The following is a 16,493-nucleotide window of genomic DNA, read 5'->3' as shown; positions in this document are numbered from 1 at the left end:
ACGGCCGTTGCCGGATCCGTTGTTGCTTTGGTCAAGCTCCGGATCCCTTCTGCCGACTTTATTTTACCGGATTTCCGAAACTTCCCTCGAAAACCGATTCTTTCACAGGCCTGCGTGCAGAAGGCGTCTCTCTTTCCTGCAGGGAAGCAGGCAGTGCCTCTTTTTCACCGCGGTACCCAATGGCAATAAGGGCGTCAATTGCATAATCGGCCGGGATGTTCAATACTTCACGTGCTTTTTCAAAATCAAAGCCCGTCATCGGATGCGTGGCGAGCCCTTTTCTGACGGCTTCAAGGGAAAGATATCCCCATGCTGCGCCCGCATCAAAAGCATGTGAACCGATCGGGCCGGTTTCACTTTCCGTTTTCGAGAGAATGAGCGCAAAGGCGGGAACGTTCTTGCACCAGATCCGGTTGTACTCCCCAAGAAAAGACAGAACTTTTTCCCTGTCTTCCTGTGTACGGGCGAGAATAAAGCGCCAGGGCTGGTGGTTATAAGCGGACGGCGCCCAGCGCGCTGCTTCAAACAAGCTCAAAAGCACCTCTTCCGGTACTTCTTTTTCCAAAAAAGAACGCGGTGACCATCTCTCCAAATAGACGGGATCGATATCATAGTGCGCTTCCCGCGGCGATGTTGTCTTTACCATGGGGATTCCTCCTTATTGATGTCATATCTTTTTTATATTAAAATAATTCAATCCGAACTACAAACGATTCAACTCGGGCAAAAAATGTATTTATGTGTCTGTTATTGTATAATGGTACTCAGGAGAAAATACGAACAGGATGATCTGAATTGGTTGAGCTTTTGCTTTTTGAAGAAGATGTTGAAGATATGTATTCCCCCGCTATTTTCCGCAGAGGAATGAGGTATTACCTTGAAGGACGGGTAAAAAAATTGATACCTGATTCTACTATGGAATTTACCTGGACGGCAATCGTAAAAGGATCCAAAACCTATTACGTCACCGTTCGGTATGACGAAGAATTCGGGGGATTTGCAAACGAATGCACGTGCCCGGCATTTGCACAATACGGCGAGTGCAAGCATGAAGTGGCGGCCATGCTTGCGATTGCAAATAGGGAGGAAGAGGTGGCGGAACCGGATATTGGCGATGTTCCGGAGATGCACCAGAATATGAAAACTTTACAATTGATGAATATTTTTTCCGGCCTTCAGCAAAGCATGATGGAAACCAAACACCATGCCGCGAGAAAGCCGCTTCGTCTTGAATATTTTTTAAAAGCTACGAACATTTCCGGCTTTGGCTCTGACCACTTTTTAACCATTGAATTTAAAATTGGGCCTGGCCGGACATATGTGGTGCGTAACATAAAAGAATTCCTTGGCCATGTCAGCCACGGGAACCCGCATGAATTTACGAAAAACTTCACTTATGATCCGGATGAATATGAGTTTGAAAAAGAAGATCATGAAATTGTGGAGATGCTGCTTTTTATGCTTTCCACCCAGCAACTGTACGAGGCTTCTATCGATAATTGGTACAGATATACATTTGAGCGGGAACTGGTTATTCCTCCGTTTATCGCAAGGCCGCTCATAGAAAAGCTGGCAAACCGCAAGTGCAAATTTGAATATGGGCGTTATGCCTCAGACTCGATTACGGTGCAACCGGGAGAAGAACTGCCGCTTTCTTTCCGGCTTGACGGCAACAGACAGGGCGGCCCGGGCTTTTCACTGCAGCTGAAGAGCTTAAGGGACCTGCTTTTGTTTGAACAATACGGGCTTGCATTTTACAAAGGGGTTTTTTATGAAACGTCCGATGAGCAACTTGTTCTCTTAAAGGCGCTCGAAGATTTTAACAAAAACAGCGGCGATGAAGTAGAGATCCAGCAAGAACAGATGAGCCCGTTCCTTTCCAATGTGCTGCCGGGCCTGAAGCGGATCGGAAAAGTAAAGCTTACAAATGAAATCAAAGGGAAAATCGTCCAGCCAAAACTGCAAACGAAAATTTTCATGGACAACGAAGACGAAAAGATTACGCTGCGGATTGAACATCATTACGGCTCCCGTGTCATTGATCCGTTTACGGACGAAGAGACCGCCGATGATGATAAAATTTTGCTGCGCGATGTGGAAAAAGAACAGAAAATCATGACGATGATTGAACAGTCCCCGCTCAAATATAACGGCAAACAGCTGTATTTGGAAGACGATGAAGAAGCGCTGTACGAATTTATTTTTACTATTCTACCGCAGCTTGAAGAAGAAGCGGAAGTGTATATTGCAGGCGGCATAAAATCGTATTTTCAGACAAGCCGCTACACGCCGGTTACATCGGTGGATATGGATACGAGCGGAAATTTTCTGGAAGTCAATTTTGACATGGACGGCATTGATGAAGAAGAAATCCGCAATGTGCTCCGGTCCGTCATCGAGAAAAAACGGTATTACCGGCTGCCGGACGGGGCTTTTGTCTCCCTCGAAAGCGATGAATTCGAACATATCGGGCAGCTCCTTAATGAACTACATGTCTCGAAAAAAGAGCTTGAAGACAACCGCCTCAAAGTCCCGGTTTACCGCGGGCTCCAGGTGGAAGAGCTGATGAAAACGCGTGATAAATACGCCGTTAAATTTGGCAAAGCGTTCCGGAAGCTTGTCCAGCAGCTGAAAAATCCGGAAGATACGGATTTTGAACTGCCAAAAGGGCTTCAGGCGAAGATGCGTGATTATCAGGTGACCGGGTTCCAATGGTTCAAGTCGCTCGCCTTTTACCGTCTTGGCGGGATTCTGGCTGATGATATGGGGCTCGGGAAAACATTGCAGAGCATCTCTTACATGTTATCGGAAAAAGAAGCAAATCCGGATATCAAGCCGTTCTTGGTTGTAGCGCCGGCATCCTTGATCTACAACTGGAAAAGCGAGATTGAAAAATTTGCACCGGGGCTGTCGTCAGTGGTTATTGCCGGCACGCCTTCCGAGCGGAAAGCCTTTTTTGAAGCGGGCGAGCTGCCGGATGTGCTGATCACCTCATACCCGACACTGCGCCAGGATATCGGGGAGTATGAAAAAATGGAATTCAACACCCTTATTTTGGATGAGGCTCAGGCGATTAAAAACTATGCGACAAAAACAGCCGCCGCCGTCCGGAATGTGCAGGCAGGGAGAAGATTTGCGTTAAGCGGAACGCCGATTGAAAATTCTATTGATGAATTATGGTCGATTTTTCAGGCGGTTCTCCCGGGCTTTTTCCCGCCGCTATCCGAATTCCGGAAAATGGAGCAGGAAAAAATTTCGCGGATGGTGCGGCCGTTCATTTTGCGCCGCGTCAAAAAAGAGGTGTTGAAAGAGCTGCCGGATAAAATCGAAACGAATCAATTGTCCGAGCTGACGAAACCGCAAAAAGAACTTTATTTGGCGTATTTGGACAGAATCCGGCATGAAACCGCCCAAACATTGGCTGAAGGGGATTTTAACCGGAACCGGATTAAGATTCTCGCGGGTCTTACCCGTCTGCGGCAATTGTGCTGCCATCCGGCCCTGTTTGTGGAGAATTACCGGGGCGAGTCCGGAAAACTCGAGCAGCTCGTTGAACTGGCGCATACAGCGATTGAAAACGGAAAGCGGCTGCTCATTTTCTCGCAGTTTTCGAGCATGCTCCAGCTGATCCGGACACGGCTTTCCGACGAGGGCATCGATTCCTTTTATCTTGACGGCCAGACACCGTCACGCGAACGGGTCGAAATGGCAGACCGGTTTAACAGCGGCGAGAAAAATGTCTTTCTGATTTCGCTCAAGGCGGGCGGCACTGGCTTGAACCTGACCGGCGCCGACACCGTTGTGCTGTATGATTTGTGGTGGAATCCGGCTGTTGAAGAACAGGCAGCCGGCCGCGCCCACCGCATCGGCCAGAAAAACGTCGTCCAGGTCATCCGCCTGATCGCCCGCGGCACCATCGAGGAAAAAATATACGAACTCCAGCAGAAAAAGAAAGAACTGATCGAAAAAGTCATCCAGCCGGGCGAAACCATGCTGAACAGCCTGAATGAAGAGGAAATTAAAGAACTGCTGGGCATGTAAAGAAAATGCTGATGCGTTTGCATTTACGGCCTGGTGGGGACCGGTATGTAAGGAGGCTTTGAACATTCAAAGATCGGCATTTCTGAAAATCCAAGCAGCTGGCCAAGAATTGAAACTTTGGGACTTTCAGCAAGGATAGCAAGGATGCTTCAGGTTTCCCGATTACGGGAAGCCTTTGCTGACGCCCTAAACAAAGTTTTCGCAGCTTTCAGCAAGGATGCTTCAGGCCTCCCGATTGCGAGGCTTTCCCTTCCCCGGGAGATGGCTGGGTGTATAAAAGAGAATTACCTGGTTGGAACTTTCCCAGCCTGATGGAAAAACCCCCGCAGTTATTTGGCTGCGGGGGTTTTTGGGATGGGGGAGAACTATTCTTGGAGTGAAATGCAATTTTTTAAGCTACCTGTTGTTACGAGCGGCTTCCATACACAACGTGTTAAAGTTCAACAATATTGTTAGTTAATAAAAAAAATACTGTTTAAATACATAAAAGGTTATGGTTCAAGACGATAACATTATTCTACTGGATAGCGGCATGAAAGTAAATGTCAAGTATTCACAAACCTTTATCAAGTATATTTTTTATTAAATAATCCCTTTACAATTTTTTTGAAGTGGTTTAAAATACCATTATAGTTCATTGAAAATTGGAAAGGTGGTGAGAAAATGAATTATACTGAATACATTATTACTACCCTGCTAAAAAGGAATATTCGTGCTGTTGAATTGCAAGAAACACTTGGGAAATTTATCAATCAAAGCATGCTTTTAGAAGAAGGATTAAAGAAATTTCATGAGGAGAGAAGGCCGAAACTATATGTCTTTTCAGGCCTTTATCCTGTTGAAACGCAGTCAAAATTATATAAAGCGGGAAAGGTCTATGTTTTCCGTATCCGCTCATTGGATGAAAAAATGATTACTTCGCTGATTTCTTGCATGAAGGAAGTTAGCAGCGAAACGTTCCAAGTACTCGCGGCAGAAAGAAAGCGAGTGGCGTATAAGCTGATAACAGAATTGGTCACAATTACACCGTTTATTGCCACGATTGACAATAAACCATGGATGCCCAATCAACACAGTATTGGATTATTAATGGAAAGAATGCATATGAATGCAGAAAAAAAATATAAAGCGTTTTACAAAGAAGAGCCTAATTGCCCGCAGTTTGTACAGAGGGTGGAAATTACAAACCGTAAACCGATTGCGATGACGTATAAAAACATCCGATTGCTTGGACATAAAGCAAGAATCCTTGTTAATTTAGATGAGGCATCTCAAAAATTGGCTTTTACTGTTTTGGGGGCAGGGTTGTTGGAGAAAGGAAGCTCGCTTGGTACTTCGTTTTGCTTTGCAAACTTTTTAAGATTAAACTGAGATTCACTATCAGGCAAGGCGTACCTTTTATATCTATTGGCGCGATTGTCCGATTAACTTGAGAAATGCTGGGCCAGCCTGTTTTACTTTTGTAGCTGAAGCAATGATCACAGCAATCTAATATTTGCGGTCGTGAGAGGTTTGATGGAAAGGGGGAGAATTATGCTAAAAGATCTTGTACCTAAATTTTCTGAGGAGTTAAATGAGCATCCAGGCCTGATTCTGGACAACTATGATCTAAAAGAAGGAGCCTATTTTCGCCTTTTTTTAGATCGGACGCTGGAAGAAAATTTCAAGAATCCCGAATATGTTATCATTCGAAAGAAAGAAGAAGTTGATGCAGCAAAAAAAGATATTGTAAAGTGGTTTAAAATCAGGGATTATTACAGTTCTTTGCTGTATGACAGCACTAATAAAGCGGTGGACAATCAAAAAAAGTTTCATAATACCAATGGCTTAACCTTGTTCGTGAAGTCGAATATTATTATGGGCAAGGAAGCAAAATTTCCGGTTTCTGAAATATATCCGCATTTGCAAAAGTTTTATACAGATTATTTACCAAAAGCAGGGGAAAGACTATTTGATTTGTATCCGATAAAGTCAAAAAGCAAAAATACCAAAACCGTTGAATTAGCTGATAGACAGGATTTTTTTAAAAGGGAATACGGTGAATTAGTTGAATATCTGCACTCCGAAACTCGTAAACAACTTTATCAGAAAGCCCAAGACTTTTGGAGACAATACTGCGATCAATTTTTATTAATCATTCAAGAGATTATCCGGGAAAATAAGATTGATAACTATATCAAAATCTTTTTTGATGCTGATGAGGATATTTATCGGAAAGAATACCAAATATATGTGCTCCCGAGAATCTTTAATGTAAATGATTATAATCAGCTTAGTCACGGAAAAATCTTGGGCCTGCCAGCCTATGACGTGAGTATGAATGCAAAAAAACCTTATTTAGAACTAAAGTCGATGAAAGCAAAGGTGCCAACCCGTGTGACAGTCGAGGAGGCACTTGTGATTAAAGATCTTTCTAAATGGTTGGAACAACAAGGGAAATTTAAAGAACATATACTTCCGGGCAGCAATCCTTTTGCAATTGACAGGGAGAGGCGGCTTCGGAGAGATCCTGGAAGTATTCATTTGCGTGTGGATAAAAATGGAAGTATTGAGTATTTTGAACAAGTGCCATTTAAAAACAGGAAAAAGCTATTAGTAAAAATTGAAAATTTTTTGCAAATCGAAGAAAAAGATAAGGGACAGAAATATATTAAATATTATGACCCAATACAATCAACGGGACAATTGTACCACCAGATTAATGAGTTGTTTTTTAATAATTATTTAACATACGGATTTTTTAATTCAGATATCCCAAAGGTAAAAGAAAATGAATTTCCGGGGGAAATGCAGACAATTTATGTCATGGCAAGGCAAGCGTTGTATGATTTTATCTTTAAAGGAACAAATCAAACAATCAAGCCGTTTATAAAAAAGTTCTCACGGCAGCTTATAGAAATACAAATACGTAAAACGTGCAAAGGGCTTAATTTCAAAAAAACGGCCGAAGCCTTTTTATTGCGGGCTGCTTTAATGAAATATACAGGATATGAGGAGGGGAGCATTTTGGTTGAAACGACAAAAGCGTTATACGAAAAATTAAGCATAAAGCTAAAAGATAAAGAAACATTTGTAGAATGCGAAAGTGATCCGGAATTTTATTTTCTTGCCGGGCAGCTCGGGTATTATTTGCTTTTCCAATCCGAGGCAAAAGACAAAAACTTCGGGATGGCTGAACCGATTATGCAGATAAAATATGCCAATCAATTAAAACGGCATTTAAGAGATTTATTTGAAACATACAGCCACGCAATTGGATTTAATTATATGACTGTTAAAAATGCAATGTCCATGGTGCTTGGATATTTAACTTCTAGAGAAAGAATAGACGAGACGAACAAGGACTATTTGTTCGCTGGCTTAATTGGGAAAAATTTATTATTGCAATCAAGTAAAAAAGGGGAGGACAAACAAAATGGCGAAGTTTAATAAAAGAATTTATGGAATTGCCGGGATTGGCGCTTATATGTCGAACTGGAATGCAGATTTTACAGGACGGCCAAAGACAACCAGCACAGGAATTGTGTTTGGCAGTGACAAGGCACTGAAATACAGTATTAAACGGTATTGGGTAAATCAAGGTGACAAGGTGCTTTATTATAAATCTTATATCGTACAGGATAAAGGTGGTGACAAAGCGAAACTGCAGCCAAAAGATTTGACAGAACGCTATCAGGAAGTATTTCAAACAGAATTGACCGAAAAAACACCTTCTAAAGAAGTGCTGAAAAATCTTTTTTCCGCTGTTGATGTAATGAATTTCGGAGCTACTTTCGCCGTTAAAAAACAAAATATTGGTCTGACCGGTGCGGTTCAGATTGGACAGGGCCTAAATAAATACGAAGACACAAATGTGGAAATTCAGGATATTTTATCACCTTTCCGTAACGCGAATAAGTCTGATGCGGATGCCTCTTCTCTCGGTAAAAAAATTGTCAGTAATGAAGCCCATTACGTCTATCCGTTTAGCGTAAATTATAATCATTATGATGAGTATATTTCCCTTCTCGATGGATTTGAGGGCTATACTATCGAAGCATACGAAAAATTAAAGGAAGGACTTCTGCGCGGTGCGACAGCGTTAAACACAAACAGTAAAGCAGGCTGTGAAAACGAACTGGCCCTTTTTGTGACTTGCCGTGAGGGTAGTGAACTGTTTTTGCCGCAGTTGGACAGTTATGTGGAAGTTTGGAAGGAAGGCAGCCAAATCATTTATAATTTGGCGGCCTTAGAACAATTTCTCTCCCAATTTGGTGACGACATAGAATTGATTGAAGTATTTTATAATCCTGTAAGAATTGCTGTGAAAAAAGAAACAAATTTATTTGCAGAAAAAAACATCTATACCTTTGAGCAGTTGTAAAGGATGTGGGAATATTGAGAGCGCTCGCATTTGAATTGAGGGGGAGAACTGCCTTTTTTAAAAAACCCGACGTGAATGCCAATATTTATTTTACTTACAGCCACATTCACAAGATCGCTCTTCTAGGAATGCTTGGGGCGATTCTCGGGCTTAAAGGTTATGAAGCACAAAGCCGTGATATAAAAGCGAATGGCGATAATGAGGCAAACCGGTATCCTGAGTTTTATGAAAAACTGAAGGATTTAAAAGTAAGCATAGTACCACATGGAGACCGGGGTTATTTCTCTAAAAAAATCCAGGTTTTTAATAATAGTGTTGGATATGCCAGTTTTGAACAGGGGCAGAACCTTATTATAAAGGAACAATGGCTAGAAAATCCACATTGGACTGTTTATTTGCTGGATGACGGAACTGAGATTTGCATGGAACTTTTTAACCGCTTAAAATCCCATCAATCAGTATATCTACCTTATTTGGGAAAAAATGATCATCCGGCTTCTATTACTAAAGTACGTGAAGTTGAACTGGAAAACGCATGGGCACCGGGTTCATGTATCGATTCTTTATTTTGTTCTAAGGGGGTAGACCTTGGAAGAAGCAGAACGGAGCCTTATCTATATCAGGAGTTTTTGCCTATTAAAATGGATGATATATTAAATAGTTATGTTTTTGAACAAATGTTTTTTACAAATCAAGTTGTAAATAAGATACAAAATAGCAATGTAATTTATTGTGCCGAAGAAAAAAATTTATTTTTCTTTTAATCGAGGAGGGGAGCGGCATTGCGTCGTATTAGAGAATATATAGATGCTGCTCCTCCAATATTGGCCCATATTGGAGGAGCAGAACCTGAAACATTGGAAGAGCATTCCAAGCTGGTGATGGATTTTGTGCATTTGTTGGAAGAAGAAAACGGATTGAAGGAGGCTGTAGAGAGGTGTATTAATGCTTTGCGTTTTAAAGGTGAGTCTTTGCCAGAAACACTGCAATCTTTGGTCACGGAATGGTTTTATCAAGGAATTTATCTGCATGACCTTGGAAAAATTAATCCGGCATTTCAAAGTAAGAAAATGAAAAATGAGCAAGTTGATATTCAAAAAAAAGAAATGGATTCAAAACATTCGTTGCTTTCTTCGTTACTGTTTTTAGATATTTTTTATTCAGAAATAGAAGAAAAGGTTCCAAGAAATTACCAAGCCTTTATGGCACATGTATTGTATTGCTTTACCTATTTGATATCAAGACACCATACTTATCTAGAAAATGTAAGCGATGATAAATATTTTGATGCACTGGAGGAACTTTGCAGCCGTGTCCAACGACATCCGTACTATATTCAATTTTATCGGGAGGCAAAAAAATTTGCCGAATTTGATCTTACTGGTGTAGAGGACTACCAAAGAGAACAGGACAGCCACGAACCTTTTTCATTCTATATCTTAATGAAATTGTTTTACTCTGCACTTGTAGCATGCGACTTTTATGCAACTTATACGTATAATGTCGGAGGCCAGAAACCCGGCTTTCGGTTTTTGACAGAGCATCACATTAAGGACTTAAGAAAAACATATGAAGATACGGAAGTATTAAAAGGTATTCGGCGCTTTCAACAAGATCCTTCCAGCTTTGATAATATCCCCATCAATTCGCTCAGGTCCCAAATTTTTTTGGAAGCTGAAACACAACTGCTTAATCGACTGGATAAAAATATTTTCTATCTTGAGAGCCCGACCGGCAGCGGGAAAACAAATATGTCAATTAACCTTGCTTTAAGGTTACTGGAAAGTGGTCAGTCGCTGAATAAAATAATTTATGTATTTCCGTTTAATACTTTAGTAGAGCAGACAAAGGCCAGTTTAGACCAGATTTTTCCGGACGACTTTCAGACAAAAGTCCCCATAAAAGTGGTAAATTCAGTAACACCCATTATTACAAAAGAAGACAAGCGGAATCATGGAGAAAAACCAATAGATTTAAAAGAAGAAGTGCTTATGCGGCAGATGTTGCAGTATCCGATCACGGTCACTTCCCATGTTAATTTTTTTAATTATCTTTTCGGACAGGGGCGTGAATCCAATTTGCCATTTGTCCATCTTTGTAATAGTGTTGTCATTTTAGATGAAATTCAGTCTTACCGGAATGATCGGTGGATAGAAATTATTCATTTCCTGGAGTCTTTAAGTGAACTGTTAAATATGAAAATCATTATTATGTCAGCCACTTTGCCAAAGCTAGACCGGTTGCTCCTGCATGGAAAAGAAGTAGCAGCTGAACTTTTGCCAAATGCCAGAAAATATTATGAAAATCCCATTTTTAAGGACCGGGTTCACGTTCATTTCGAACTTTTAGAGAAAGGAACGATGGATTTAGATGAATTGGAAGAGTTCCTCGACCAACTGATTATTGAAAAAGGGCCGAAACGAATCCTTTTTGAATTTGTAACAAAACGGTCCGCCCGTGAATTTCATCGCCGGATTCTTGAAAAATATGAAAAGAAGCGGCCTGTCATACTGTTGACCGGGGACGACCATAGCTATTACAGAAAAAAAGTAATTGAAGCGATAAATAAAAAAGAAGAAGGAGTATTTCAATTACAGGATGTGATTTTAATTGCGACCCAGGTAGTAGAGGCCGGGGTGGATATTGATATGGATATCGGGTTTAAAAACATTTCAACATTGGATAGTGATGAGCAGCTGCTCGGAAGAATCAACAGATCCTGCCTGAGGGAGGATTGCCATGCCTACTTCTTTTTATTGGATGATGTCTCAAAAAAATTGAAAAACAGTAATGACTACCGTCTTGAAAAAGATTTGCGGGATCGTGAATATCAAAATGACTTGATCAATAAAGATTTTCATCGCTTTTATCAAAATGTCTTTCGCAGATTGATAGAAACAAGCCAGGAAAGGAATAATCATAACATCGAACATTTTCTCTATATGGTTCAAAGCCTAAATTTTGGCGGGGTAGCAGATCAAATGAAACTTATCGAACAACAGACCAATACATTATTTATTGCATATTTGCTGGAGCTTGATAATCAGGAGAAAGTAGACGGAAGAGAAATATGGAACCAATACAAAAGTGTTTTAAAAGACAGTCAACCGGACTATGCTGAACGCCAAGTAAAATTATCCGAACTGCGGCAAATCATGGATTACTTTACATTTAATATTTTTGGTGAACCTGTTATAAATGACGACCAACTTGGCAATCTTTATTTTGTTGAAAAAGGGGAATTGTATATGGAAATTGATCCTTTTACACACATGCAGCGGTTTAACCCGCAAAAATATCAAAAGACGAGTGAGGATATTTTCATATGAATATTACGGGAACAATGGTCAACTATTATTTCCATTGCAAACGTCAGTGCTGGTTATTTGCAAACAGGGTGAACATGGAGGACAACAGTGAGAACGTCCGTATCGGAAAAGTACTTCATGAACTTAAACTTCAGGAAAAAAGAAATACCGAAGTGCTGATCGAGAATATTAAAGTGGATAAGATTACAGATAAGTATCTCGTGGAAATGAAGAAATCCGATGCAGATGTGGAAGCAGTGAGATGGCAGGTTCTCTATTATCTTAAAGTATTAAAAGATAAGGGGATTGAGAAGCAAGGGAAGATTACTTTTGAAGAAAAAAATAAACAAAACCACAAAGTGATTTATGTTGAACTGAATGAAGAGATGGAGACACAACTAGAAAAAATTTTAAAGGATATGAATACGTATCTCGAGCAAGAATATCCAATAGCTCCCCTCAATGACAAAAAGTGCAAGAAATGTGCATATTTTGAGTACTGTTATGTGTAGACTTGTTCAATAAGTAGGGCTTGCTGAATAAGTAAAATGCCTGGATTTAGAAAGGTTGCTGTCAGCTTTGGCACCATTTAAATACTAGGATTTTACAACATATCCAGTGAAAAGCTTGCACTCGAAAGTCAATTCGTCGTATGGAGAAGATAAAATCAACAATTTTCGCAAAAAAATTCTGCTATATTTTGAGACAGAGTTTGCAGACAAACTCAAAATCGGATTCGTTCAGCAAGCCCTAAATAATTGTCCTAAATCTTGCGGAATTATAAGTGGGCATTTACAGCTATTTTTAGGAAGCGAAGGAAATCTTTCTTTCAAAATCTGTTTCCTTCAGTGTATAGAAGAGAGTCAATTATTCTGCTATTTGAAACGAATGACGGACAAGTTAAAATCTGATTTGTAAGCAAATCTGCTTTAAGGAGACGAGGGGGAAATGAGAAAATCTACAAAATATTTACTTAGCATGGGAGAGCTTAAAAAGAAAGATAACTCACTTGTTTTTAAAAATGAACGGGGCCATACCTATATTCCTATTGAAAGTGTAAGAGAAATCTATTGTTTAAATGAAATATCTTTGAATAGCAAACTATTTCATTTTTTATCTAACGCTGGTGTCATTGTTCATTTTTTTAATTATTATCAACAGTATGCCGGCACTTTTTATCCGAAAGAGCAGCTCGTAAGTGGGAAATTAACAGTAATGCAGGCAAAGTTATTTGAGACGAAAAGATTGGATGTTGCTAAGTCAATTGTAAACGGGATAGCGAAAAATATCCATTATGTTTTGTATCATTATTATAAGCATGGAAAAACGGATTTGAAGCCTTACCTTGATTGGCTTAAAAAAGAAGTACCAAAGTTACTAAAAAAAGAAATTTCAGTCAAACAAATATTATTTATTGAAGGAGAAATTTGGCGGAATTTTTATGGTACTTTTCACCTGTTTTTACCTGAAAGTTTTGTAATGAATAAGCGTGTACGAAGGCCTCCGGATAATCCGATAAATGCCTTAATTTCTTTTGGAAATACTATTTTATATAGTAAAACATTGTCACAGATATACCGTACGCATTTAAACCAAACCATCAGTTATTTGCATGAACCTGGGGAGAGCAGATTTTCTTTATCACTTGATTTATGTGAGGTGTTTAAGCCAATTATTGTTTTTAAAACAATTTTTGAAACTGTAAATAACCGGAAGTTACAGGTCGGGAAGCATTTTGACAAAGATTTGAACTATGCGTTATTAAATGAAGCCGGAAGAAAAGTGTTTATTGAAGCATTGGAAGAAAGGTTATCAAGTGTAATTCTTCATCCGCGCCTTAAAAGAAAAGTAACATTAGAGACAGCAATACGGTTGGATGCCTATAAATTAATTAAATATATTTTGGAGGATCAACCCTTTATCCCTTTTAATGCAAAGGAGATGGTATAGTGGGGGCAAAAAAGTCGCTTAATTTTAACTATGTATTTTTATTTTATGATATAAACGAAAGAAGAGTACAAAAGGTTTTTAAAATTTGTAAAAAATATTTATATCATCATCAAAAATCTGTTTTTCGCGGTGCTATTACACCATCACAGCTAATTTCTCTTAAAAAAGAGCTTAATAAAGTAATTCATAAAGATGAAGACTTCATTTCTATTGTTAAGTTTTTAAGTGAGTTCTACTTTGATGAAGAAACAATCGGCAAAAACCCGGGAGATGGAGAATCGATATTTTTATGACTCACTTTTTCCCAACCGAATAAATACGGCACAACTGGCGATCACTTGGTATAAAAGGCTTCTGAGGGAATTTGGATGGACATATCAAAAAAACGATAACGGTTGGGAAAAAACAAACAATCCACTTGTACCAAAGTCTCTAGCTGAGGTATACTTGCAGTAAGTGTTGAAAATACTGGGGTTGAACTTTAACATTGGATGTATTTAAATGTTTCTGATCGCTGGCTGCCAAACGGTGGAACAGCTTGTTGAACTTTAACATTGGATGTATTTAAATGGCCTTAACAATTATTAATTTTTTGTATGATCTTGAGTTGAACTTTAACATTGGATGTATTTAAATATCTTCACCAGCGTTTATGTCGTATTCAAAAACTTTGTTGAACTTTAACATTGGATGTATTTAAATCATCAAATAAAGGCTGGCAGGCTTCCGGTTTAACCAGTTGAACTTTAACATTGGATGTATTTAAATATGCTTTAATGTCGTCTGGTTCGAGATTGATTTTGAACGTTGAACTTTAACATTGGATGTATTTAAATTTGTTAAACGTGACAGATAAATCGGTTCTCGACAGGTTGAACTTTAACATTGGATGTATTTAAATGGCATTAACTGTTCTGCATATTTTACCGCGCGGATGGTTGAACTTTAACATTGGATGTATTTAAATTGTTTTATTTGGGCAGGATGGGATGACCCAAACAACGTTGAACTTTAACATTGGATGTATTTAAATACCTATTCTGTTTATATTAAAAGCGCCTATCCACAAGTTGAACTTTAACATTGGATGTATTTAAATCGAGTGCAGACAGACAATACGTTGTCAGTTGCCTTTGTTGAACTTTAACATTGGATGTATTTAAATCACAAACAACAAGCGGATTGCAAAGTACAGTTTCAGTTGAACTTTAACATTGGATGTATTTAAATATGGACATAAGGAACGCTTATCCATAATTGAGGAGCGTTGAACTTTAACATTGGATGTATTTAAATAGGAATTGGCGGTAAAGGAAGTAGCAGCCGAAATCGTTGAACTTTAACATTGGATGTATTTAAATCAGCGTGCAGTTTAGGCGTTGATGCCTTCGATCGTGGTTGAACTTTAACATTGGATGTATTTAAATATATTCGCTTATTCATAAAGATCATTACAAGGGATAGTTGAACTTTAACATTGGATGTATTTAAATCACCATCAGCCCGCGAATAAAATTAATTGGAAACAAGTTGAACTTTAACATTGGATGTATTTAAATCAGCGTGCAGTTTAGGCGTTGATGCCTTCGATCGTGGTTGAACTTTAACATTGGATGTATTTAAATATATTCGCTTATTCATAAAGATCATTACAAGGGATAGTTGAACTTTAACATTGGATGTATTTAAATCACCATCAGCCCGCGAATAAAATTAATTGGAAACAAGTTGAACTTTAACATTGGATGTATTTAAATCGGGTAAAGAAGCAGTTCCCCACCCGGATTTCGGATGTTGAACTTTAACATTGGATGTATTTAAATAGGTAAACATTACTTTGCGTTGACGGGCGACGATCTGTTGAACTTTAACATTGGATGTATTTAAATATTAGTGTATCAGACACATTAAAACCAGCTGTTAAAGGTTGAACTTTAACATTGGATGTATTTAAATACCATGGGGATAGGGTGCAGGTGCTGGCCATATCTGTTGAACTTTAACATTGGATGTATTTAAATTTTGCTTTCCACAGAGGAAGCAGGCCCCGGTATGTTGTTGAACTTTAACATTGGATGTATTTAAATAGAATGGGCCGATGCACATAAAGGCATGGGAAACGGTTGAACTTTAACATTGGATGTATTTAAATAAGATGCAATGATCGATAGCATGACAGCCAACAAGCGTTGAACTTTAACATTGGATGTATTTAAATGCCTTGGAGAGGTTTTACCGTCAACCACTTTCGACGTTGAACTTTAACATTGGATGTATTTAAATAAGGGAAAAAGTGCAACGTTCGGCGCCCGCACTAAGTTGAACTTTAACATTGGATGTATTTAAATACGGTAGGCGGTGCGATCGTGTATGAGGATGGTCTTGTTGAACTTTAACATTGGATGTATTTAAATCCAGGCAAAACGCTTCAAGGCCTTAAAATGCGTCCGGTTGAACTTTAACATTGGATGTATTTAAATCCGGGGAACGATGGGGTGCCTGACCGAATCGTCGTCGTTGAACTTTAACATTGGATGTATTTAAATTCTTTTTTCTCATTCACCTCCTTCAATTGTTCTTCCGTTGAACTTTAACATTGGATGTATTTAAATTATTTTGATGAACTTGTCCATGATTTAATATGGATCGTTGAACTTTAACATTGGATGTATTTAAATACGGTCGATTTATCGGCTTTAAGCTGTATTGCATGTTGAACTTTAACATTGGATGTATTTAAATTCACTCTGGAACACTTCCAAACCATTTCCTTTTCCGTTGAACTTTAACATTGGATGTATTTAAATTACGCCAAAAGATCGGTCGACTGC

10 protein-coding genes and 1 CRISPR repeat array (1 of these 11 running past the window's edge) are annotated in these 16,493 nt (G+C 39.0%); of the genes, 9 read left to right on the top strand and 1 reads right to left on the bottom strand.

The annotated features are described in order from the left end of the window. Nucleotides 1–58: 58 nt before the first annotated feature. A complete protein-coding gene (locus NST20_RS13320) occupies nucleotides 59–646 on the bottom strand; it encodes a nitroreductase family protein (RefSeq protein WP_342399629.1) in 588 nt (195 codons plus the stop codon). A gap of 149 nt (nucleotides 647–795) precedes the next feature. Between NST20_RS13320 and NST20_RS13315 the strand changes: the two genes are divergently transcribed. From NST20_RS13315 to cas2, 9 genes are all read left to right on the top strand, one after another. Beyond that, nucleotides 796–4,041: a DEAD/DEAH box helicase gene (locus tag NST20_RS13315; protein ID WP_342399628.1), complete on the top strand. Its 3,246-nt coding sequence runs from the start codon at nucleotides 796–798 to the stop codon at nucleotides 4,039–4,041. A gap of 663 nt (nucleotides 4,042–4,704) precedes the next feature. After that, nucleotides 4,705–5,412 carry a CRISPR-associated protein Cas6 gene (locus NST20_RS13310; protein ID WP_342399627.1) on the top strand — a complete coding sequence of 236 codons (708 nt, stop codon included), beginning with the start codon at nucleotides 4,705–4,707 and terminating at the stop codon, nucleotides 5,410–5,412. A 162-nt stretch (nucleotides 5,413–5,574) separates the two neighbouring features. Further along, nucleotides 5,575–7,470, top strand: coding sequence for a hypothetical protein (locus NST20_RS13305; protein ID WP_342399626.1), 1,896 nt, complete (start codon nucleotides 5,575–5,577; stop codon nucleotides 7,468–7,470). Then, nucleotides 7,457–8,404, top strand: coding sequence for a type I CRISPR-associated protein Cas7 (locus NST20_RS13300; RefSeq protein ID WP_342399625.1), 948 nt, complete (start codon nucleotides 7,457–7,459; stop codon nucleotides 8,402–8,404). The genes NST20_RS13305 and NST20_RS13300 overlap by 14 nt, the downstream gene beginning before the upstream one ends. 14 nt (nucleotides 8,405–8,418) lie before the next feature. Further along, nucleotides 8,419–9,168: a type I-B CRISPR-associated protein Cas5b gene (gene cas5b / locus NST20_RS13295; protein WP_013860398.1), complete on the top strand. Its 750-nt coding sequence runs from the start codon at nucleotides 8,419–8,421 to the stop codon at nucleotides 9,166–9,168. An 18-nt stretch (nucleotides 9,169–9,186) separates the two neighbouring features. Further along, on the top strand, nucleotides 9,187–11,733 hold the full coding sequence (locus NST20_RS13290) for a CRISPR-associated helicase/endonuclease Cas3 (protein WP_013860397.1): 2,547 nt from the start codon (nucleotides 9,187–9,189) through the stop codon (nucleotides 11,731–11,733). Continuing rightward, entirely contained in the window at nucleotides 11,730–12,224 is a 495-nt protein-coding gene (gene cas4, locus NST20_RS13285) for a CRISPR-associated protein Cas4 (RefSeq protein WP_017554267.1), read from the top strand. Before NST20_RS13290 ends, cas4 begins: the two co-directional genes overlap by 4 nt. A 436-nt stretch (nucleotides 12,225–12,660) precedes the next feature. Next, on the top strand, nucleotides 12,661–13,662 hold the full coding sequence (gene cas1b, locus NST20_RS13280; RefSeq protein ID WP_026104851.1) for a type I-B CRISPR-associated endonuclease Cas1b: 1,002 nt from the start codon (nucleotides 12,661–12,663) through the stop codon (nucleotides 13,660–13,662). Next, nucleotides 13,662–13,955: a CRISPR-associated endonuclease Cas2 gene (gene cas2, locus NST20_RS13275; RefSeq protein WP_017554269.1), complete on the top strand. Its 294-nt coding sequence runs from the start codon at nucleotides 13,662–13,664 to the stop codon at nucleotides 13,953–13,955. The genes cas1b and cas2 overlap by 1 nt, the downstream gene beginning before the upstream one ends. Nucleotides 13,956–14,135: 180 nt before the next feature. Beyond that, a CRISPR array of direct repeats spans nucleotides 14,136–16,493; the repeat unit is 30 nt; unit sequence GTTGAACTTTAACATTGGATGTATTTAAAT; it runs 4,181 nt beyond the window's last position.

The sequence above is a fragment of the Weizmannia sp. FSL W8-0676 genome (genome assembly GCF_038593015.1).
GTDB lineage: Bacteria > Bacillota > Bacilli > Bacillales > Bacillaceae_C > Weizmannia > Weizmannia coagulans.
The sequence above is the reverse complement of the archived record's forward strand: the minus strand, read 5'-3'. Positions and strand labels throughout refer to the sequence as shown.

Coding starts and splice junctions, on each gene's coding strand:
- NST20_RS13320 (WP_342399629.1), bottom strand. CDS start 646: ATGGTAAAGACAACATCGCCGCGGGAAGCGCACTATGATATCGATCCC.
- NST20_RS13310 (WP_342399627.1), top strand. CDS start 4,705: ATGAATTATACTGAATACATTATTACTACCCTGCTAAAAAGGAATATT.
- NST20_RS13305 (WP_342399626.1), top strand. CDS start 5,575: ATGCTAAAAGATCTTGTACCTAAATTTTCTGAGGAGTTAAATGAGCAT.
- NST20_RS13300 (WP_342399625.1), top strand. CDS start 7,457: ATGGCGAAGTTTAATAAAAGAATTTATGGAATTGCCGGGATTGGCGCT.
- cas4 (WP_017554267.1), top strand. CDS start 11,730: ATGAATATTACGGGAACAATGGTCAACTATTATTTCCATTGCAAACGT.
- cas1b (WP_026104851.1), top strand. CDS start 12,661: ATGAGAAAATCTACAAAATATTTACTTAGCATGGGAGAGCTTAAAAAG.